Here is a 22847-nt window from a genome sequence, read left to right as displayed (position 1 = left end):
CTAAACTTCCGCCGCCTTCGAACGGGCCCGTCGCCCCAAGGAACCCTGCCATGTCTGAGCGCCGAGCGCCTTCCCACGACCCCTCGGTGCCCCACACGGCCGGCGGGGCGGACTACTTTCCCGCCTTCGATTGGCTGCGCGGTGTGCTCGCGGCGATGGTCATGCTGTACCACGACCGCATCATTCCCTGGAGCCATGCCGCGACCTTCGCGGTCGATGTGTTCTTTGCGCTGAGCGGCTGGTTGATCGGTGGCATCTTGCTGCACCACAGCCGTGCCGACCTGCCGCGCTTCTTCTTCAACCGCGCCATCCGCATCTGGGCGCCGTACTTTTTGGCGCTGGGCCTGCTGCTGGCGGCCAGCGTGCTGAAAGACCCGATCACGCCGAAGTGGCTCGAATTCGTGGCCTACAAGGCCAGCTTCGTCTACAACCTGTTCGGCCCGCCGCAGCTGGCCACCTTCGCCACCGAGATGCCGCTCGACGGCACCGGCAACCACTTCTGGAGCGTCAACGCCGAAGAGCAGTTCTACCTGCTCGCGCCCTTGCTGCTGGTCTTGGCGGCGGCAAGCTTCGGCCGCCACGTTGTCACATGGATCGCGCTGGCGGCGCTGGCCTGGGTGGGGCACTACTACGCGGCCATCGTTTTTGGGGTGCTGGCGGCGGTACTGGCGCACCGGGTCGGGGCCTGGCACCTGAGCCTCGGCGGGCGCCTCGCGCTGCTGGCGGCCCTGGTGGCCAGCGGCCTCGCGCTCGTCTTCGACACGGTGCGCTACGAATGGGCGGCGCCGGTGTGTTCGATCGCCATCGTGCTGCTGCTGGCCTTTCCGGGGCGGCGCAGCGGCTTCGGGGCGCTGGTGGGTGGCATGTCGTACCCGCTGTACCTGAACCACTGGATCGGCGTGTTCGCGGCCAACGCCGTGATGGGGCGCTTCGGCCTGCGCGACTCCCCGGCCCGCCAGGCCCTGGCCACGGTGCTGGCGCTGGCGCTGGCCACGGCCTTGTACTGGTGGTTCGACCGCCGCCTGCTGGCGCACCGCCAGGCCTGGTACACGCCCACCCGGGGCCGCTGGGCCATGGCGCTGGGCTACGGCCTGGTGGGGGCGGGGCTCGTGTTCGGCTTCGCGATGCTGCTGCGCTGAGCGGCGCAGCCGTCACCGCACGCGCCGCTCAGGGCGGCGGCAGCCAGTAGCTGGCGTCGGTCGCCGGGTCGTAGTGCAGCGGGTTGTCGGCGTTGTCGCGCCAGAAACGGTAGCGGCATTCGGCGAACTGCTTGTGGCGCCGCAGCCCGCCCCAGGCGCGGCTGCCTTCCTTGGCCCAGTAGGTCTTGCAGAACGGGCCGGTGACGAACTCTCGGCAGCGCTGCAGGTCGGTCTCGGCAGGCTGCGCGTAGAAGTGCGACACGTGCTTCCAGGCCTGCGCCTGCAGCACGCGCGCCTGCTCGGCCGTCACGCCCTCGGGCACCCACGCGCCTTCGGGCGAGCGGTGAAAGACCGACGCATAGGTCACCAGCGCCATGTAATACGCCGTCAAGCGCGTCGAGTGGATGTCGTCGTGGATCAGCCGGTCCACCGTCTCGCGCGGTGTGCCGGCGCTGATGCCCGGCAGGCCCTCGGCGCTGGTGGCCTGTGCAATCAACTCGGCCAGCGCGGCGTTCGCCGGCAGCGGGGTGATGCGGTCGGGCCGGCCTTCGGCGGCGAGCGACACGTTGACCCGCGCGACGGCGCACTGCCAGGCGCGCGAGGTGTCGCGCTCGAAGGCCACCCAGGCCGGGATGTCGTTCTTCGCACCCAGGCTCGACCACGGTTGGTACAGGTAGGTCACGCCCTGCGGGTTGGCCTCGATGAAGCGCTCGTGGTAGTGGCGCAGGTAGCGCACCGTGTCGGTGTGCAGCAGCGAGCCCAGCACGCCGCTGCCCTCGGCGATGACGAGCGTGTCGTAGCGCTCGCCGGGCGCCAGCGTCTTCGGGTTGCGCAACTCTTCGAGCACGTTGAGGCCACGGCCCTGGCGGTTGTCGCCCTCGCTGTAGCCCGACCAGCCCGGCGCGTCGGGCACGAAGCCGCGCGAGCGCATGCGGATCGACGAGCCGACGACGTACTGCCGCTCCCAGTTCATCGGCGTGCCCAGGCTGGCGGCGATTTGGGCCGTGTCGCTGGGCATGGGCAGGTCCATCAGGCTGTGGCCCGAGAAGAAGACGCGGGCCGAGTTGCGCGGAGTCGTGGATGTCATCGCGGCGGGGGCGGGTGAAGGGGCGGGCGCCTCGCTGCAGGCCGTCAGCAGCGCCAGGGCCAGCGGGGCGAGCACACGTCTCATGGGGTGTCGGTCATGGGGTGTCGATGGCGCAGGCCCCGGCCAGGCGCTCGGTCGCGGCCTTGGCCCACGCGGGTGCCGGGCCCAGGCCGACCGCCGGGCTCTTCACGCCCAGGCGGCAGCGCCACTGGTTCGCGGCGCTGGGGGCCAGGGTGAACAGCGGGTCGTCGCTGCGGCCGCCCACGTCGAGCCCGGCCGCGCTGGCTTGCGCGAGCGAGCGGTGTTGGGCGCTCCAGTCGCCCTTGCCGTTGGCGTGGTGGCACAGGTTGGCCGCGAACTCGGCATAGGCCGAAGGCTCGGCGTGGATGAAGCAGCTGTGCTTGGCGTTCGACGCGGGGCCGAAGTAGATGACGTTGCCGGCGACGCGGTTGTTCTTGCCCAGGCGCACAGCGATGCCGGTGCTGTCGGCCGCGGCCTGCGTGTAGTAGATGGTGTTGTGGCGCACGGTGGCGTCGCCGTCGGGGTCGTCGCCCTCACCGCCGCGCCGGTCGGGAATGACGATGCCGATGTGCTGCGTCGGCTGCGTGTTGACGATCAGGTTGCCTTCGACCACGGCCCCGGGCGCCGAAGTCAGGCAGATCGAGCACAGGCCGAGGTTGACGATGGTGTTGCGGCGAATGACGAGCCGGCGAAACCACTCGGGCGTGGTGTATGACGAGTTGATCGAGAAGCCGTAGCAACTGCCCTTCGACGCGTCTTGCTGGATCAGGTTGCCCTCGATCAGCAGGCCGTCCCATTGGCCGTGCACGGTGAAGTTGCCGCCGGTGCAGGCGCCATCGACCACCGAGTTGTTGATGAATCGGTTGTTGCGCACCACGCCGTTGCGGCCCTTGCCGCCGAAGTACACCGCGTGGTTGAAGTTGCTGCCCGAGAAGTTGTTGTTGGCGAAGAGGTTGTCTTCCATCAGCAGCTCGTGGGCATCGCCCAGCATGCCCATGTGCGCGTTGCGGTGGATGTGGTTGCCGCGCACCACGAGCTGCACGTGGCCGACCTCGCCGTTGTTGCCGGAGTGGATGCCCAGCTCGAAGTTGGTGATCTCGTTGTTTTCGATGACGACGTTGCGCGTCTGGTTGCGCAGGTGAAAGCCCCACGAGCCTTTGGCGCCCACGCCGTCGAGCTTGAGGTTGCGGATGGTGTAGCCGCCATCGACGGCCATGTCGTTGTAGTTGCCGAACTGGAACGCGTAGAACGCGCCGCCTGCGCGGATCCACGGCTTGGCGTTGCCGCCCCAGGGCGTTTCGTAGCTGTCGAAGGTCAGCGGCTGGGCGGGCGTGGCCTTGTCGTTCTGCAGCCGCAGGTTGAAGCCGGTCCACGCGCCGCCGCGCGCGAAGAGCACGCGGCTGCCGGCTGGCAGCTTGTTGGGGTCGAAGCCGGTCAGGTCGCGCTTGGGCGAGGTCGCGCTCTTGCCGCTGTTGGCGTTGTCGCCAGCCACGCAGGTGGGGGCGGCGCCGTCCTGGCAGTCTGAGAAATAGAAGGTGGGGCCGGCGTCTTTGCCGTTGCTTTTGCCATTGCGGCCATCGGCATCGCTGGCGTAGGCCGCGCCGAGCGTGAGGCCGAGAGCGATGAAGCCAGCGCGCAACAGCAAGGCAGGGCGGCGGACGGGTACGAGGGGAAACATCAACGGCCTCCGGCGGCGGGTTCAGGTCGGCCGCGCCCAGGGCGGCGCGCGCAACAGAGCCGGGCGATGCTACTGGATGGTGGCCGCCTACATCGGGAGCCCGACCTCGCTCGGCGACATCCCAAAAGCATCGGGGCGGCCAGATGACCGCCCCGATGGCGTTGGTGGTGCGTGTGCAGGCGGGCTCAGCGTGCCCGCCACCGGCTCATGCGACCAGGCTCACTCGCGCGAGCCGATGTCCGGGATCACGCGCGTCACGCGCAGGCGGTCGATGGAGCTGCTCAGGGTCGCGTGGCCGGCGTTGACGGCCGGGCTGCCGAGTTGCAGGCGGTCGCTCCAGCCGTTGCTGGCCGAGGGCTGCGCCACGAACAGCGGGTCCGCGCTGATGCCGCTGGTGTCCAGGCCGGCCGCACGCGCGGCGGTCAGGCTCGCGTAGGTCGGGCTCCAGCGGCCGTTGCCGGCGGCGTGGTGGCACAGGTTGTTGTTGAACACGCGGAAGGTCGATGCTGCCTGGTGGCTGAAGCAGTAGTGCGTGGCATTGCTCGCGGCGCCGAAGAAGATCAGGTTCGACACGACCTGCAGGTTCGAGCCTGCGCCGGCCCGCAGGTCCACGCCCAGGCTGTGCGCGCCGGCTTGAGGGTAGTACACCGTGTTGTTGCGGATGATCGCGTCGGTGTCCACATCGTCACCCGCACCCGGCGTGCGGTCGGGGATCAGGATGGCCGCGTGGTACGTCGACTGGTTGTTGACGATCACGTTGTTCTCGACGATGGCGCCGGGCGCCGAGGTCAGGCAGATCGAGCAATTGCCCAGGTTGACGATGGTGTTGCCGCGCACGACCAGGTTGCGGAACCACTCGGCCGAGTCGTACGACGAGTTGATCGAGACCCCGTAGCAACCGCCGTTCGAGGCCGCCTGCGAAATGGTGTTGCCTTCGAAGACCAGGCCGTCCCACTGGCCGTGCACGGTGAAGTTGCCGCCGTAGCAGACGCCGTTCACCACCGAGTTGTTGGTGAAGGTGTTGTTGCGCACCAGGCCGTTGGTGCCTTTGCCGCCCAGGTAGATGGCGTGGTTGAAGGTGCTGCCCGAGAAGTTGTTGTAGGCGAAGGTGTTGCCCTCGACCACCATGTTGTGGGCGTCGCCCAGCATGCCCATGCCCGAGTTGTGGTGCACGTTGTTGTTGCGCACGGTCAGGTAGGTGTTGCCCGGTTGGGGGCTCGGCGTGTTGCCCGAGTGGATGCCCAGCTCGAAGCCCGTGATCTCGTTGTTCTCGATGGTCACGTTGCGCACGTTGTTGCGCAGGAAGAAGCCCCAGCCGCCCGCGACGCCGGCGCCGTCGAGCTTGAGGTTGCGGATGGTGTAGCCGCCGTCCACGGTCATGTCGTTCCAGTTGCCGAACTGGAACGCATAGAAGACCGAGCCGAGGCGCAGCGACGGCTGGGCGGTGCCGCCCCAGCTGGGCGCGTAGCTGTCGAACACCAGCGGGCTCGACGGCGTGGCGTTGTTGTTCTGCAGCGAGACGCTGAAGTTCGTCCACGAACCGCCACGGGCGAACAGCAGCCGGCTGCCGGCCGGCAGCGCGTTGTAGTTGAAGCCCGTGAGGTTCTGCTTCGGGGCCGATGCGCTGGTGCCGGCGTTGGCGTTGTTGCCCGCCACACAGCCTGCCTGGGCGCCCGCCTGGCAGTCGGAGAAGTAATAGATCGGGCCGGTCAGCGACTCGCCGGGGGCCGGTGCGGGTGCGGGTGCGGGAGCCGGAGCCGGAGCCGGAGCCGGAGCCGGGGCCGGGGCCGGGGCCGGGGCCGGGGCGGGGGCCGGTGCAGGTGCAGGTGCAGGTGCAGGTGCAGGTGCAGGTGCAGGTGCAGGTGCAGGTGCCGGAGCAGGAGCAGGAGCAGGAGCAGGAGCAGGAGCAGGAGCAGGAGCAGGAGCAGGAGCAGGAGCAGGAGCCGATGTCACCGGCGCGCAATAGGCGCTGCCCGTGGCGCGCCAGTTGCCGTTCACGCACTGGTAGCCAGCCGAGCCTGCGGTGGTGCCGAAGCTGTCGCGCACGACCAGGTATTGGCCCGAGGCAGTGGGGCTGGTGCTGCCCGAGCACACATAGCCGCCGACGCGCCAGCTCACGCCTTGCGCGGTGCAGGCCGAGCCGGTGAGGCTCTTGCGGTTCGTGGAGCTGACGCCGGCCAGCGATTCGAGTTGATCCGACGACGCGTCGGAGGTGGTGGCATCGGTGGCGGTCTCACCGCCACCGCAAGCCGCGAGAACCAGGCAGGTCGCTTGAGCGACGGCCAACAGTGCGAATTTCATGTCGAAGAACTCCAGAGGTCTCGTCCGGGCGAGATGCGTTGCATCCACGGGACGCGAGGGGCAAGCGGGCGATCGGGCAGCGCGAGGCAGACGGGCCACGCGGCGTGGGAAACGCCGGGTGTGGCGCGGCTGGTCGTGCCGCGGGGTCGGTTTGCCAGAGGAGATCTGGGCGTTGAAAACCGAGAAGCATGTCGATGCGATGTGCAGGCTAGGGCCGCGCGTCGCAGCGCCGGTAACCGGTCGCCGCGGATGTAACCGCAGCGTCCTGGCGTCGCAGGCCGCGTGGCCCGGCGAGGCGCCTCTCGTGCGCCGCAGGCATCGACCCGCGAGGCCCTTCCGCCTGGGTTTCCTGGCGGATGCGCGGCTAGGCCTGTGCCGAACCTGGGCTTGCCCAAGACTTGGACGAGGCGCCACACAACCGACACAGAGGTCTCAGGGTTCAGTGATTGCGCACATTGCTTACACGGTGAAACGGCACCGCAGTGGGGCGCTTGCGCCGCTGGTCGGTCGCTGCCGCGGGTGTGACGCAATGCACGGGTGTGTCGCGGCTCTCCTTGAATGAGGGGGGCGGCAACGTGGCGCGCAGGCCCGCGCCGCCACCGAAGCGAGCGCACGCGGCATTAGACTTCCGCCGCTTTTGTGGCACTCCCCAGCCATCGCCCCCGCCGCGATGGCCTGTCATCGGTCCCGCCGCCTTCTGGGCGCCCGGGGCCCGGACCGCATCCCCCAGCCCTCACACCGGACACGCCGTGACGCTCAACCGATACGCGCTCATTTCGCCCTGCCGCAATGAAGCCGACTACATGCGCCAGACCTTGGACACGGTGGTCGCGCAGTCCGTGCAGCCGGCGCTGTGGGTGATCGTGGACGACGGCTCGACCGACGCCACGCCGCAGGTGCTGGCCGAGTACGCCGCCCGGCACGACTGGATCCGCATCGTGACCCGGGCCGACCGGGGCCACCGGGCCGTGGGCCCCGGCGTGATCGACGCCTTCTACAGCGGCTACGCGACCATCCAGCCCGACGACTTCGACTTCGTCTGCAAGCTCGACCTCGACCTGCGCCTGCCCCCGCGCTACTTCGAGATCCTGATGCAGCGCATGAACGCCGACCCGCGCATCGGCACCTGCAGCGGCAAGTCCTACCTCGAAGAAAACGGCGAACTCGTCTTCGAACGCCATGGCGACGAAAACTCGCTGGGCATGACCAAGTTCTACCGTGTCACCTGCTTCAAGGACATCGGCGGCTTCGTGCGCGAAGTCGGCTGGGATGGCATCGACGGCCACCGCTGCCGCATGAAGGGCTGGATGGCCGTGAGCTGGGACGAGCCCGACCTGCGCTTCGTGCACCTGCGCACCATGGGCGCCAGCCACAAGGGCATCTACACCGGCCGCTACCGCCAGGGCTACGGCCAGTACTACATGGGCACCAGCCTGCCGTACCTCACGGCCAGCGTGATCTTCAAGCTCAACCAGAAGCCCTACGTGCTGGGCCAACTGGCCGTGCTGTGGGGCTGGATCTACAGCTTCCTGCAGGGCAAGCCGCGTTACGCAGACCTCGAATTCCGCCGCTTCCTGCGCCGCTTTCATCGCCGCGCGCTGATCGTCGGCAAGCGTCGCGCGATGGACGAACTGCTCATCGACCGCAAGGCCTGAGGGGCCAGAGCCCACGCCACCATGCGCATTGCCTACTTCGTCAATCTCTACCCCGCGGTCAGCCACACCTTCATCCGGCGCGAGATCCACGCGCTCGAGCGCCAGGGCTTCAGCGTCGAGCGCATCGCCGTCAACGGCTGGGACGCACCGCTGGCCGATCCGCAAGACCGCGAAGAGCAGGCCAAGACGCGCTACGCCCTGCGCGGCGGCGTGAAGGCGCTGATCGCGCCGACGTTGTCGGCCCTGCTGCGCTCGCCGGGGCGCTTCTTCCAGGCGATGGCGCTGGCGCTGCGCATGGGGCGGCGTGCCTTCCGGCCGATGCCGTACCACCTGGTCTTTCTCGCCGAGGCCTGCCGCATCTGGGGCTGGCTGCGCGAAGCGAACGTGCAGCACGTGCACGCGCACTTCAGCACCAACGCCACCGAGCTGGCGATGCTGGTGCAGGCCCTGGGCGGGCCGAGCTATAGCTTCACGGTGCACGGCCCGACCGAATTCGACCAGCCCGAGTACCACAAGCTCGCGCAAAAGGCCGAACGCGCCGCCTTCGTCGTGGCCATCAGCAGCTACTGCCGCAGCCAGCTCTACCGCTGGCTGCCGCACACCCAGTGGCCCAAGGTCCAGGTGGTGCATTGCGGGCTCGAACAGGCCTTCTACGACGTCACCGTGACGCCGCCCCCGGCGGTGCCCCGGCTGGTGTGCGTCGGCCGTATCTGTGAAGCCAAGGGACAACTGCTGCTGGTGCAGGCGGCGGCGCGGGTGGTGGCCAAGGGCATTCCGTTCGAACTCGTCATCGCCGGCGACGGCCCGCTGCGCCGCGAGCTCGAAGCGCTGATCGCGTCGCTCGGCATCGCCGCGAACGTGCGCATCACGGGCTGGATCAGCAGCGCCCAGGTGCGCGACGAACTGCTCGCCGCCCGCGCGCTGGCGCTGCCGAGCTTCGCCGAGGGCCTGCCCGTGGTCATCATGGAAGCGATGGCGTTGGGCCGACCGGTGCTGACGACCTACGTTGCGGGTATTCCCGAGCTCGTGCGCCCGGGCGAGAGCGGCTGGCTCTTCCCGGCCGGTGACATCGAGCTCATCGCCGAGGCCATCGAAACCTGCGTGGCCGCCCCGACCGAACAACTCGCCCGCATGGGCGCGGCCGCCCGCGAACGGGTGCTGGCGCGGCACAACGTGGACGCCGAAGCCACCAAGCTCGCCTCCCTGATGCGGGGCTTGCCGTCCAGCTGAACCCCGGGCCGATACCTGGCGACAGAGCCGGGCGCCCCGTGACGGGTTGGGGTTACAGCTTGCAACACATCGCGGAAGCCAATCCGTCGCCCTGCCGCAGAGAATCTGACCCGGTTGGAGTGGGCTGTGTCAAAGCGTAAGGGACGCTGACCAGGTGTGTCAGTCCGGGCATCGCAAGTGTGAGAAACGACTCACCGGAATGCTCGGCATGCATCGTGCGGGCTTCACGCCCAATCGCACGGCGGACGACGGGGACATGAACAAAACACGGGTGGGTTCGAGCAGGGCGGTCAATCTTTATCTGTCGATCGCGGTCGCGGTTCTCGCGGGCTGCGGCGGTGCAGATGGGGGTTCTCAACAATCGTCTGCGGACAGCAGCGAGCCGATCAGCCAGGCGCCTGCGCCCGATGCTGGCGCGCCTTCGGCTCCGCCGTCTCCGCCGCCGCCTCCTCCTCCTCCTCCTCCCCCGGCACCGCCTCCGCCGGCGCAAGAGTTGCCGGCCGAGTCGCTGACCGGTCCGGTGTATTACTTCTCTGACTGCCAGGCCGGCGCACGGCCCGGCTGCGTGGCGGGCAACAACGCCAACGCCGGCACCAGCGCATCGGCCCCGAAGCAGAACCTCACGGGCTTCAACTACAACGCATTGCCCGCGGGCAGCCGCCTGCTGTTCGCCCAGGGTGGCTCGTGGAGCAACTTCAGCGTTTCGCTGCAGAACAACAACGCCACGCCGTCGAGCCCGCTGGTGTTCGACAGCTATGCAACCGCCTGGGGCAACGGTGCCCAGCCCTGGCTGCGCCTGGGCTCCGCGTTCTATGCCTTCCAGTTCGGTGACTGGCAGAACATGACCGTGGACGGCGGCTACTCGATCCGCAACCTGCGCATCGACGGCAACGGCGTCGCCAATTCCTGGGGCTTCTACCTGCGCAACAACGTGCGCAACGTGACCATCGAGAGCAACGAGATCACCGGCTTCGCGCTGGGCGTTCACGCTGGCAACACGCCGAACCCCGGCGTGGGCAACTCGTACCTGACGATCCGCAACAACAACATCCATCACAACTACCAGATGGGCATGTTGGGTGACGCGCACAACCTGCTGGTCGAAGGCAACACATTCGCCTACAACAACTCGACCGGCCCCGACGCTGGCAGCACGCTGCACCACGCCATCTACCTGGGCGGCCACGGCACCAATGCCGTCATCCGCCGCAACACCTTCACCAACAACTCGGTGGTGAACGGCGTGTGCTACGGCGGCAACTTCACCGTGCACGGGCAGTGGGACAACCTCGTCTTCGAGGGCAACACCATCACTCAGGTCGCCTCGAACGGCGGCTGCTACGGCGTGTCGATCAACCCGGCCTACAGCGCGAGCTACAGCGCCGACACCGAGAGCTACCACTCGGCCGAGTGGTTCCGGGGCGTCGAGATCCGCGGCAACACCATCGTCAACGTGGGCCTGTGCTCGATCTGCATGGCCTCGGTGCCCGGTGCGGTCGTCGAGAACAACCTCATCATCAACGAGCAGGCGGCCTACCACGCGGCCATCCTGATCCCCGACCGCAACCCCGAGAGCAACGACGCGCCCGACACCGGCGCCACGGTGCGCAACAACACGATCGTGATGACGCGCGCCGCCTCGTGGAGCGAGGGCGTGGGCCTGCGGGCCGGCTCGGGCACCAACCTGCGCGTGGTGTCGAACCTCGTCTACTACGGCGCTGGCAGTGCGGCCTCGACCACCTGCTTCGGCCACACGGCGCGCGCCAACTTCTCGGCCTTCAGCAACAACCTGTGCCACCAGGCCGGCGGCAACGGCCGCTGGAGCGGCAGCCACGCCACGCTCGCAGCGGCGCAGACCGCCGGCTTCGACATCGGCGGCTTGAGTGCCAACCCGCTCTTCGTGGCCTTGCCTTCGTCGAGCAGCCTGAACGACCTGCTGCAAGCGGGCAGCCCGGCCATCGGTACGGGCTCCGTCACGCTGAACGCCACGCTCGACCGGCTGGGCGTGACGCGCAGCTCGGTGAACATCGGCGCGCGCTAGCGTTCGACCCGGCCGGCTGGGGTGGGGCCTGTCCCTGCCGCCGGCCTCTGACCCCACCAAGGCCCGCATGCGGGCCTTTCTCGTTGTGGGAGACCCAAGCTTAGGTGTCGCGCGTTGTCATGCAGTCTGCGCACAATCGCGCCCCGCGGCGTGGGGCGTCTGGGCTCTGGAATTTGTCACGAAAGTGAGGACTGACAGAGGTCATACGCCCGGCGAATGCCTCATATGAGGGGCGGGGTGGCCTCGGAATGACCCTGATAATCCGACGGCATTTCGACGCGGGTCCGCGCGTTTTTTGTTGTCGGTGTCGTGTGCAGCGTTGCTTCGCACCTGTACGCTCGGCCGACACGCTCTCGGGCCGCCGCACCCACGGCGCCGTGCCGCTCGGCCCGCAGCGGGACCCCCACTGGAACTCAAACCACAGACATCATGACCACTTCATGGCGTAGCGTTCTCATCGGTTCGGAATCCCTCTTGATCCAGTGCGCGCAAGTGCTGGAAGGCGCCGGACACCAGATCGCCGCCGTCGTGAGCACGCGACCCGCCATCAAGCGCTGGGCTGCCGAGAAGGGCATACGCGTCATGGCCGATGCCAAGGCCCTGCTGGCCGCGCAAGACCTGCGGCCCATCGACTACCTGTTCAGCATCACCAACCTGTCGGTCCTGCCCGACGAGGTGATCGCCTTGCCCACAAAGGCGGCGATCAATTTCCACGACGGTCCGCTGCCGCAGTACGCCGGCCTCAACACGCCGGTGTGGGCTTTGCTCAACGGCGAAGGCCAGCACGGCATCACCTGGCACCTGATGACGGCGAAGGTGGACGAGGGCGACATCCTCGTGCAGCGCCGCTTCGACCTGAGCGAAGGCGAAACCGCGCTCACGCTCAACACCAAGTGCTTCGAAGCCGGCATGGAAAGCTTCGAGCAACTGGTGGCCGGCCTCACCGACAACAGCCTCGTTCCCCAGCCGCAGCCCGGTGGCGTCGAGAAGTACTTCGGCCGCAAGGACCGCCCCGAAGCGGCCTGCGCGATTCGCTGGGACCAGCCCGCCGAGCAAATCGCCAAGCTCGTGCGCGCGCTCGACTTCGGCACCTACGCCAACCCCATCGGCTCGGCCAAGGCGGCGGTCGGTGGACAGCTCGTGATCGTCAACGAACTGCGTGTGCTCGACGCGGCCTTGGGCCAGGCGCCTGGCACCGTGGTCGCAAGCGATGCTCAGGGCCTCGTCGTGGCGACTGGCTCGCAAGACGTGCAGCTGGTTCGCCTCGAATCGCTCGATGGCAAGGCGCTGTCGCCGGCCGAGGCCGCCGCGAAGCTGGGCCTGCAGGCCGGCGCCGCGTTCGACGTGCTCGGTGCCGCCCAGGCCGAACAGCTGGGTGCACTCAACGCCCGCGTCGCTTCGTTTGAGAACTTCTGGCTGCGCCGCCTCGAAACGCGCACGCCGATCGAGCTGCCCTACATCGACCGCAGCGCCACGGCCGCGGCCACGAACTACCAGCGCGCCGATGCGCCGCTGCCCGGTGCTGCGAACTCGGCACGCGCCGACCACGTGGTTGCCGCCATCGTCGGCCACCTCGCCCGCCTGAGCGACAAAGACGAATTCGACCTCGGCTTCGCCGACCCGGCGCTCACGCAAGCCGTGGGCGAGCACGCCGCGTGGTTTGCGCCGCAGGTGCCGCTGCGCGCTGCCATCGACTTCAACCGCAGCGCCGCCGATCTGCGCACGGCCGTCGAAGCCGAGTTGCGCGACCTGCGCAAGCGCCTGACCTACGCCAGCGACGCGGTGGCCCGCACGCCCGAGCTGCGCACGCTCGCCCAAGGCGGCGACCCGCGCGTGCTGCCGGTGGCCGTGCTGGTGGTCGATCAGCTCGACCACGCCGAGGCCTTGCCCGGCAGCGAACTCACCATCGCCGTGCAACGCGACGGCGGCAGCACCCGCTGGATCTACGACGCGTCGAAGCTCGCGCGTGAACACGTGTCGGCGATGCAGGCCCAACTGGCCACGCTGCTCGCCGCGACCGACCTCGACGCCGGCCGCAGCCTGGGCGAGCTGCCCCTGCTCGACGAGGCCGAGCGCCAGAAGGTGCTCGTCACCTGGAACGACACCGAAGGCCCGTGGCGCCACGACGCCTGCCTGCACCGCCTGATCGAAGAGCAGGCCGCGCGCACCCCGCAGGCCACGGCGGTCACCTGCCGCGACCAGTCGCTCACCTATGCCGAGCTGAACGGCCGGGCCAACCAACTCGCCCGCCGCCTTCACGCGCTGGGCGTCGGCCCCGACGTGCTGGTGGGCCTGTGCGTCGAGCGTTCGGTCGAGATGATGGTCGGCCTCTTGGCCATCCACAAAGCCGGTGGCGCCTACGTGCCGCTCGACCCGGCCTACCCACGCGACCGCATCGCGTACATGGTCGAAGACTCGAAGGTGCCGGTGCTGCTGTCGCTCGAATGGCTGCGCGACGACCTGCCCAAGCACCGCGCGCAAGTCATCTGCCTCGACAGCGACTGGCCCTCGATCGCCACCGAATCGGCCGAGCCCTTCGACGGCGGGGCCGAGCCGAAGCACATCGCCTACACGATCTACACCTCGGGTTCGACCGGCAAGCCCAAGGGCGTGATGGTCGAGCACCGCAACGCGGTCAACTTCTTCGCCGGCATGGACGAGAAGCTCGGCACCGAGTCGGGCACCTGGCTCGCGGTGACGAGCCTGAGCTTCGACATCTCGGTGCTCGAACTGGTGTGGACGCTGACGCGTGGCTTCCACGTCGTGATTGCCACCGACGACGAGCGCAAGTCGGGCGGCCAGGCACGCGGCCCGGCGGCTTCGCGCCCGCTCGACTTCAGCCTCTTCTACTTCTCGGCCGACGAAGCCGAGAACAGCAGCGCCGGCACCAACAAGTACAAGCTGCTGCTCGATGGCGCGAAGTACGGCGACCAGCACGGCTTCGCCGCGGTCTGGACGCCCGAGCGTCACTTCCACGCCTTCGGCGGCCTGTACCCGAACCCGTCGGTGACCAGCGCCGCCATCGCGGCCGTCACCGAGCGCATCAAGATTCGCGCGGGCTCGGTCGTGCTGCCGCTGCACCACCCGCTGCGCGTGGCTGAAGAGTGGTCGGTGGTGGACAACATCTCGAACGGCCGCGTCGGCATCTCGTTCGCCGCCGGCTGGCAGCCCAACGACTTCACGCTCAAGCCCGAGAACTTCGCCGATGCGAAGAACGTGATGTTGAAGAACATCGACGTCGTGCGCCGGCTGTGGCGCGGCGAGAAGCTGCCGTTCCCCGGCGCCACGGGCAACACGGTCGAGCTGGGCATCCTGCCCCGCCCGGTGCAAAAAGAGCTGCCCTACTGGGTCACCTCGGCCGGCAACCCCGAGACCTTCATCGCCGCCGGCAAGCTGGGCGCCAACGTGCTGACCCACCTCTTGGGCCAGACGGTCGAAGAGCTGGCCGACAAGCTGGCCGCCTACCGCAAGGCCTACAAAGAAGCCGGCCACGAAGGCGAAGGCTATGTCTCGTTGATGCTGCACACCTTCGTCGGCCCCGACGAAGCCGCTGTGCGCGAAACGGTGCGCAAGCCGCTCGTCGAATACCTGCGCACCTCGATGCACCTGGTGAAGCAGTACGCCTGGTCCTTCCCGGCCTTCAAGCGCCGCGAGGGCATGGACGACACCAGCGCCAACGTCGATCTGCAAAGCCTGAGCGACGACGAGATGACCGCGCTGCTCGAACACTCGTTCGAGCGCTACTACGAGACCAGCGGCCTCTTCGGCACGCCCGAGGGCTGCCTGGCCATGATCGACAAGATCAAGGCCATCGGCGTCGATGACGTGGCCTGCCTGATCGACTTCGGCGTCGATTCGGCCTCGGTGCTGTCGCACCTCGAATACCTCAACCAGCTGCGCCGCAACTCGATGCCGCGCAAGGCGCAAGCCCAGGGCGACTACACGGTGGCCACGCTGCTCAAGCGCCACCAGGTCACGCACCTGCAATGCACGCCGTCGATGGCACGCATGCTGCTGATCGACCCCGACGCGCAAGAAGGCCTGTCCAAGCTCGACCGCATGATGATCGGCGGCGAGGCGCTGCCGCCCACGCTGGCGCGCGACATCAAGGCCGTCATCCGCGGCGAGCTGATGAACATGTACGGCCCGACCGAGACCACCATCTGGTCGGCGGTGCACAAGGTCGATGCGGTCGATGGCGTCGTGCCGCTGGGCCGGCCGCTGGTTAACCAAGAGATCTACATCCTCGACGGCCGGCAGCAGCCGGTGCCGGTCGGCGTGCCGGGCGAACTGGTGATCGGTGGCAAAGGCGTGGTGCGCGGCTACCTGCATCGGCCCGAGCTAACCGCCGAGCGCTTCATTGCGCACCCGTTCAAGGGCGCGGCCGGTGGGCGCGTGTACCGCACCGGCGACCTGGCGCGGCTGCGCGCCGATGGCACGCTCGAATTCCTCGGCCGCTTCGACCACCAGGTGAAGGTGCGGGGCTACCGCATCGAGCTGGGCGAGATCGAAGCGGTGATCCTGTCGCACCCGAGCGTGCGCGAGACCGTGGTCGTCGCGCGTGAAGACACGCCGGGCGACGTGCGCATCGTGGCCTACGTGACCGCCAGCGGGGCCGACAAGCCCTGCCCGAACGCGCTGAAAGACCACCTGCGCGTGAGCCTGCCCGACTTCATGGTGCCGGCGCATTTCGTCACGCTGCCCGCGCTGCCGCAAACGCCCAACGGCAAGATCGACCGCAAGGCCTTGCCCGCCCCCGAGACCGGCCCGAGCGCCGCCGTCGCGGCCGAGTTCGTGGCGCCGACCGACGACCTGCAAGAGAGCATCGCCGCCATCTGGCGCGACGTGCTCAAGCTGCCGCAGGTCGGCACGCAAGACAACTTCTTCGACCTCGGCGGGCACTCGCTGCTGGCCGTGCAGGCGCACCGCCGCCTGCGCGAGGCCTTGCAGCGCGACCTGTCGATCACCGACATCTTCCGCTTCCCGACCATCCAGACGCTGAGCCAGTACCTCAGCCAGGACGGCAACGACAACGCCGCCGCCCAGCAGGGCCAAGACCGCGCCGCCGGCCGCCGTGCCGCCATGGCGCGCCGTGCCGGTGCGCGCCAAGGTGCCAATGCCTGATGTCGAATGCCTGGATGACGCGACGACCCCTTGAAAGCCTGACCAAGCCATGAGCGACAACAACGACAGCCTGGACACCGACATCGCCGTCGTTGGCATGGCGGGGCGCTTTCCGGGCGCGCGCAACATCCACGAGTACTGGGCCAACCTGCGCAACGGCGTCGAGTCGCTGCAGCGCTTCACCGACGACGAGCTGCGTGCGGCCGGCGTGCCTGAGTCGGTGTTCAGCCACCCGAACTACGTGAAGGCCGGCGCGGTGCTGCCCGACATGGAGATGTTCGACGCACCCTTCTTCGGCTTCAGCCCGCGCGAAGCGTCGATCATGGACCCGCAGCACCGGCACTTCCTCGAGGTGTCGTGGGAGGCGCTCGAGAACGCGGGCCACGTGCCCGAGAAGTTCAACGGCTCCATCGGTGTCTTCGGCGGCTCGGGCCACAACGCCTACATGCCGTACAACCTGATGACCAACCCGAAGCTGATGCAGAGCGTCGGCTTCTTCCTGGTCCGTCACACCGGCAACGACAAAGACTTTCTCACCACGCGCGTCTCGTACCTGCTCAACCTCAAGGGCCCGAGCGTCAACGTGCAGACCGCGTGCTCGACCTCGCTGGTCGCCATCCACACCGGCGTGCAGGCGCTGCTGAACGGCGAATGCGACATGGCGCTCGCCGGCGGCGTGACCATCGAGATGCCGCACCGCCGCGGCTACATGTACGAAGAGGGTGAAATCCTGTCGCCCGACGGGCATTGCCACGCCTTCGACGAAGGCTCGCAAGGCACGGTGTTCGGCAGCGCGGTCGGCGTGGTGGTGCTGCGCCGCCTGCGTGACGCGCTCGACGACGGCGACCACATCCACGCGGTCATCAAGGGCTCGGCGATCAACAACGACGGCGCGCTGAAGGTCGGCTACATGGCCCCGAGCGTCGATGGCCAGGCGGCCGCGATCTCGGAAGCACTGGCGCTCGCCAACGTGCCGGCCGACAGCATCAGCTACGTCGAAGCACACGGCACCGGCACGCCGGTGGGCGACCCCATCGAGGTCGCTGCGCTCACGCAGGCGCATCGCCAGAGCACCGACAAGGTCGGCTACTGCGGCATCGGCTCGGTCAAGACCAACATCGGCCACACCGACACGGCCGCTGGCGTGGCGAGCTTCATCAAGGTGGCGATGGCGATGCAGGCGGGCGAGTTGCCGCCCTCGCTGCACTTCACCGCGCCCAACCCGGCCTGCGATTTCGAGCGCAGCCCGTTCTACGTCAACGCCACGCTGAAGGCCTGGAACCCGCCCGGTGGCGTGCGCCGTGCGGGCGTCAGTTCGCTGGGCGTCGGTGGCACCAACGCCCACATCATTCTTCAGCAGGCGCCCAATCGGCCGGCCTCGGGCCCGTCCACCCGGCCCTACCAACTGCTGATGCTGTCGGCCAAGAGCACGAGCGCGCTCGACGCGAACGGCGCCGCGCTGGCCCAGCACTTCAAGCAGCACCCGGACACCCACCTCGCCGACGCGGCCTACACGCTGAACGTCGGTCGGCAGGCGATGAAACACCGCCGCGTCGTTGTGGCGCAGACGCCGGCCGAAGCGGCCGAGTTGCTCGCTGCGAACGACCCGAAGGTCGTCGCCACCACGCTCAACACCGAAGCCACGCGTAGCGTCGCCTTCATGTTCGCGGGCGGCGGCGCGCAGCACCCGAACATGGGCCGCGGCCTGTACGAGTCGGAGCCGGTCTTCCGCAAGGCGGTCGATGAATGCCTGGCCCTGCTCGCGAAGAACAGCGCCACCGACTACAAGGGCCTGCTGTTCCCGGCGGCCGGCACCGAGGCCGAAGCGGCCGAGAAGATCCAGCGCCCCTCGCTCGCGCTGCCGCTGCTGCTGACCACGCAATACGCGCAGGCCAAGCTGTGGATGTCGTGGGGCCTCAACCCCACCGGCATGATCGGCCACAGCATGGGCGAGTACACCGCCGCGCACCTGGCCGGCGTGTTCAGCCTGGGCGATGCGCTGACGATCGTCGAGCTGCGCGGCAAGCTCTTCGAGACCTTGCCCGAAGGCGGCATGCTGAGCGTGCCGCTGTCTGAAGACGAGCTGAGGCCCTTCATGACGCCCGAGCTGTCGATCGCGGCCATCAACGGCCCGAAGCTCACCGTCGCCGCCGGCCCGGCCGCTGCCATCGATGCGTTGCACAAGGTGCTCGAAGCGCAAGAGATCGAGGCCGCGCGCGTGCGCATCTCGGTGGCGGCGCATTCGCCGATGCTCGAACCCATCTTGAAAGAGTTCGGCGACTTCTTCGCGCGCATCCGCATGAGCGCGCCCAAGCTGCCCTTCGTGTCGAACCTCTCGGGCACGTGGATCACTCCCGCCGAAGCGACCGACCCGCAGTACTGGGTGCGCCACCTGCGCCACACCGTGCGCTTCGCCGATGGCCTGCAAGAGTTGCTGAAAGACGCGAACCGCATCCTGCTCGAAGTGGGGCCGGGCCGCACGATGGCCTCGCTGGCACGACAGCACCCGGGTCGCCCGGCGACGCAGCCGGTGCTCAACTCGATGCGCCACCCCGACGAGCAGGTGCATGACCAGGCCTACGCGCTGGGCCAATTGGGCCGGCTGTGGGCCGCCGGCGCTCCTGTCGATTGGGACGCCTTCCGTGGCAACGAGAAGCGCCAGCGCATCGATCTGCCGACCTACCAGTTCGACCACGTGCGCCATTGGGTCGAGCCCGGTACTTCGGTCGCCACCGCCACGCACGAGGCCGATGGCCAACTGCACAAGCGCAGCGACCTCGCGCAATGGTTCTACCAACCGGTGTGGAAGCGCGCACAGGCGCCTCAACCGGCAACCGCCGAAGAAGGCGCCGAGCCGCTGCGCGCGCTGGTGTTCGTCGATGACACCGGCGTGGCCGAGCGCCTGGTGGCGCGCCTGCGCGAGTCGGGCCACGAGGTCGCCACGGTGCGGCCGGGCAAGGCCTACAGCCGCAAGGGCAACCACGACTTCTCGATCAACCCGGCCAAAGCGGCCGAGTACGACAAGCTGATCGCCACACTGGCCGTCGAAGGCCGTGCGCCGCAGGCGATCTACCACCTGTGGTCGGTCACCGGCAGCAGGCCGCTCGACGGCAGCGTGAAGACGGCCAACGAACTGCAGACCACCGGCTTCTTCAGCCTGCTGTACCTCGCGCAGGCCATCGGCCGCGAAGACCTGAGCGACCCGATCCGCCTGGGCGTCATCACCGACCACCTGCAGCGCGTGGCCGGCGAAACCGGCCTCGCGCCCGCCAAGGCCACGGTGCTGGGGCCGTGCCGGGTCATCCCGCAAGAGTTCAAGAACATCCGCTGCGTCAGCATCGACATTGACACGATGCCCGCCGCCGCGCGCCTGCAAGGGCCGTGGCTCGACCGGCTGGTGGCCGACGTCACCGCCTCGGCCGGCGACGAGGCCGTGGCCTACCGCGCCACCGAGCGCTGGGTGCAGGGCTACGACGCCGTGCCACTGCAGGCGCCCAGCGCCAAGGCCCCGGGCCTGCGCACGGGCGGCGTGTACCTCATCACCGGCGGCCTGGGTGGCGTGGGTCTCGCGCTCGGCGAGCACCTCGCGCGCACGGTCAAGGCCAAGCTGGTGCTGGTCGCGCGTGGTGCGCTGCCGCCCAAAGAGCAATGGGACGCCTGGCTGCGCGACAACGACGCCGACTCGGCCACCGGCCGCCGCATCCGCCACGTGAAGGCGCTCGAAGCGCTGGGCGCCGAGGTGATGGTCTGCGCCGCTGACGTCACCGACCTCGTGCAGATGCGCCATGTCGCCAAGCAGGCCCGCGCGCGCTTCGGCGCCGTGCACGGCGTGCTGCACACGGCCGGCGTGCTGAACGACGGCGTCATCCAGCTCAAAGACGCGGCCGTCGCGCAGAAGGTGTTCGCGCCCAAGCTGCAGGGCACCTTGGTGCTCGAAGCCGCGCTCAACGAGGCGCAGAAAGACAGCCCGCTCGACTTCGTCATCCTCTTCTCGTCGATCAGCTCGTTCGCGGGCCTCGCCGGTCAGGTGGACTACGCCGCGGCGAATGCCTTCCTCGACGCGTATGCGCAAGACCGCATCGCACGCGACGGCACCTACACGGTGGCGGTCAACTGGAGCCAATGGGCCGAGGTCGGCATGGCCGCCGAACTGGCGCAACAGCTCGGCATCGCGCAAGGCAAGGGCACGCCGGTCGGCCACCCGCTGGTCGAACGCTGCCTGAAAGACGGCGTCGACGAGCGCCTGTACGCCACGCGCTTCAGCCTCAAGACGCACTGGCTGCTCGACGAGCACCGCGTGCTGGGTGGCGAGGCGTTGATCCCCGGCACCGGCTACCTCGAACTGGTGCGTGCGGCCTTCTCGCACCACCGCCAGGCCAAGCCGGTCGAGCTGCGCAACGTGACCTTCCTGGCGCCGTTTGCCGTCAAGCCCGACGAAGAAAAAGACCTGCAGGTGCAGCTCAAGCGCTCGGCCGATGGCAACGCGTGGCAGTTCAGCGTGACCGGCCGCAGCGCGCAGGCCGCCGACGAGGCGCCGTGGACCGAAAGCGTGCGCGGCGCCGTCGCCTACGTGGACGTGCCCGTGCCGGCGCACGAAAGCGCCACCGACATCGCCAAGCGCTGCACCGTGCGCACGCAGGTCTTCACCGGCGAAGAGAAGCAGGCCCACCTGCACTTCGGCCCGCGCTGGGCCAACATCCAGCGCATCGACTTTGGCGCCGGCGAAGCGCTGATGACGCTTGCGCTCAAGCCCGAGTTCGTCGCCGACCTGCAGCAGTTCGAGTTGCACCCGGCCGTGCTCGACATGGCGACCGGCGGCGCCCAAGCCCTGGTGCCCGGCTTCGACGACGCGAAAGACTTCTTCGTGCCGGCCTCGTATGGCCGCCTGCGCTTCTTCGCGCCGCTCACGCCGAAGATCACCAGCCACATCCGCTACCGCGCCCCCGAAGACGGCGGCGACGATCTCGCCGTCTACGACGTGACCCTGTGCGACGAACAGGGACGTGTGCTGGTGGACATCGAAGGCTTCACGATGATCCGCGTGCGCGACAAGGCCTTGCTCGCGCGCACCGGCAGCGAAACGACCTCGACGGCCGCCTCTCACAAGCCGCGCGCCACCGCCAACAACGTGCTGGCCCTGGGCCTGCGCGACGGCATCCTGTCGGCCGAAGGCGCCGAGATCATCGAGCGGGTGCTCTCGTGGCAGCCGGGGCCGCAGGTCGCGGTGTCGCCGCAAGACCTGCACGCCTTTCTCGCGCAACTGCGGGCACCGGCCACGCCGGCCGCCAAAGAGGGCAGCGAAGGCGAGGGCGCGGCCGCGCGCGGTGCCGACTGGAAGGCGCCGGTCACGCAGACCGAGATCCTCATCGCGCAGATGTGGGGCGAGATGCTGGGGGTCGATCACGTCAGCGCGACCGACAACTTCTTCGACCTCGGCGGTCACTCGCTGCTGGCCGTGCAGGTCATCAACAAGCTCAAGAAGCGCACCGGCAAGACGCTGCCGCTGACCGCGCTGCTCGAAGAGCCCACGGTCGAAGGCCTGGCCGGGTTGATCGAACCCAAGGACGAAGCGGCCCTGGCCGCAGCCGCCGAAGGGGGCGCCGCGGGCGAGGGCAAGCCGGCCACGGCCGCGCCGCTCACGACCAACAACACGCTGATCCGCATCCGCTCGGGGGGCAGCAAGCCGCCGCTCTTCTTCGTGCACGACGGCAACGGTGAAACGCTGCTCTACCGCACGCTGGCCTTGCAGCTCGACGCTGGTCACCCGGTGTACGGCCTGCAGCCGGCGCGGCGCGGCGATGTGTTCGTCAACACGCGCATCGTCGACATGGCGGCGGCGCACATCGAAGCCATTCGCGCCGTGCAGCCGCACGGGCCGTATTTCATCGCCGGCCTGTGCGCGGGCGGCGTGATCGCCTTCGAGATGGCGCGCCAGCTGCAAGACGCCGGTGAGGTGACGCAGTACGTGGGCATCATCGACGCGGCCGATGTCGCGGCCGAAGAGCGCCCCTACCGCCTGCTGCGCGAGCGCGTCGGTCGCGTCAAGCGCGTGCTCGCCGAGGGCGATGGGCCGGTGGTGTCCACCCTGCTCAAGAAGGCCGGCAACTTCGCCAAGTACCAGGTCGAGATGCGCGTCGAGAAGTTCCAGAACAAGCGCAAGGTCGAATCGCTGCGCGAGCTGGTCGAACACGAGGGCGCGGCGCCCGTGGCGCCCGACATCTCGTTCCTGAAGATGTACGAGGTGGCGCACCGCCAGCACACGCCAACCGGCCGCTTCAGCGGCGGCGACGTGGTGCTGTACCGCGCCACGCAGGGCGATGGTTCGACCGGCGATGTGCCTTTCCAGCAAATCTACCTAGGCGACACCATGGGCTGGGACGTGCGCGTGGCGCAACCGCTGCGCGTGCTCGACATCCCCGGCGGCCACTCGAGTGCACTGCAAGAGCCGCACGTGAAAACGCTGTCGGCTGCGATGCAGGTGCACATCGACGAGGCTCTGGCGAAGATGCCGGCCGCGGCCCCTGCCGCCGAACCCGCCCCCGCCGAGCGCAGCCCGGCGACGGTGGACTGA

Annotated in this window: 9 protein-coding genes; 6 read left to right on the top strand and 3 right to left on the bottom strand. The window is 68.7% G+C overall.

Going from position 1 to position 22847, the window contains the following annotated elements; genetic code table 11:
- Positions 1-50: 50 nt before the first annotated feature.
- Positions 51-1139 carry an acyltransferase family protein gene (locus tag AC1KAT_RS04475; RefSeq protein ID WP_480323200.1) on the top strand — a complete coding sequence of 363 codons (1089 nt, stop codon included), beginning with the start codon at positions 51-53 and terminating at the stop codon, positions 1137-1139.
- A 28-nt stretch (positions 1140-1167) separates the two neighbouring features.
- On the opposite strand, the gene AC1KAT_RS04470 is transcribed toward AC1KAT_RS04475, so the two are convergent.
- The 3 genes from AC1KAT_RS04470 to AC1KAT_RS04460 all read right to left on the bottom strand — a co-directional run bounded on the left by AC1KAT_RS04470 (position 1168) and on the right by AC1KAT_RS04460 (position 6226).
- Positions 1168-2310: a hypothetical protein gene (locus AC1KAT_RS04470; RefSeq protein ID WP_480323198.1), complete on the bottom strand. Its 1143-nt coding sequence runs from the start codon at positions 2308-2310 to the stop codon at positions 1168-1170.
- Between the two features lie 10 nt (positions 2311-2320).
- Positions 2321-3925, bottom strand: a complete 1605-nt coding sequence (locus tag AC1KAT_RS04465; RefSeq protein ID WP_480323196.1) for a right-handed parallel beta-helix repeat-containing protein — start codon at positions 3923-3925, stop codon at positions 2321-2323.
- Between the two features lie 219 nt (positions 3926-4144).
- The gene (locus tag AC1KAT_RS04460; RefSeq protein ID WP_480323194.1) at positions 4145-6226 is read right to left on the bottom strand and encodes a right-handed parallel beta-helix repeat-containing protein; all 2082 of its coding nucleotides are present in this window, start codon (positions 6224-6226) and stop codon (positions 4145-4147) included.
- Positions 6227-6975: 749 nt separating this feature from the next.
- Between AC1KAT_RS04460 and AC1KAT_RS04455 the strand changes: the two genes are divergently transcribed.
- The 5 genes from AC1KAT_RS04455 (at position 6976) to AC1KAT_RS04435 (ending at position 22847) form a co-directional block, all read left to right on the top strand.
- On the top strand, positions 6976-7881 hold the full coding sequence (locus AC1KAT_RS04455) for a glycosyltransferase family 2 protein (protein ID WP_480323192.1): 906 nt from the start codon (positions 6976-6978) through the stop codon (positions 7879-7881).
- Between the two features lie 21 nt (positions 7882-7902).
- Complete coding sequence (locus tag AC1KAT_RS04450) at positions 7903-9111, top strand: glycosyltransferase (protein WP_480323190.1); 1209 nt, start codon at positions 7903-7905, stop codon at positions 9109-9111.
- Positions 9112-9604: 493 nt separating this feature from the next.
- Positions 9605-11152 carry a right-handed parallel beta-helix repeat-containing protein gene (locus AC1KAT_RS04445; RefSeq protein ID WP_480323188.1) on the top strand — a complete coding sequence of 516 codons (1548 nt, stop codon included), beginning with the start codon at positions 9605-9607 and terminating at the stop codon, positions 11150-11152.
- A 528-nt stretch (positions 11153-11680) separates the two neighbouring features.
- On the top strand, positions 11681-16276 hold the full coding sequence (locus tag AC1KAT_RS04440) for a MupA/Atu3671 family FMN-dependent luciferase-like monooxygenase (protein ID WP_480323186.1): 4596 nt from the start codon (positions 11681-11683) through the stop codon (positions 16274-16276).
- A gap of 49 nt (positions 16277-16325) precedes the next feature.
- Entirely contained in the window at positions 16326-22847 is a 6522-nt protein-coding gene (locus AC1KAT_RS04435) for an SDR family NAD(P)-dependent oxidoreductase (protein WP_480323184.1), read from the top strand.

The sequence above is a fragment of the Piscinibacter sp. PDB5-1 genome, assembly GCF_056676035.1.
Note: the sequence above shows the minus strand (reverse complement) of the source record. Positions and strands in the feature narration are given on the sequence as shown.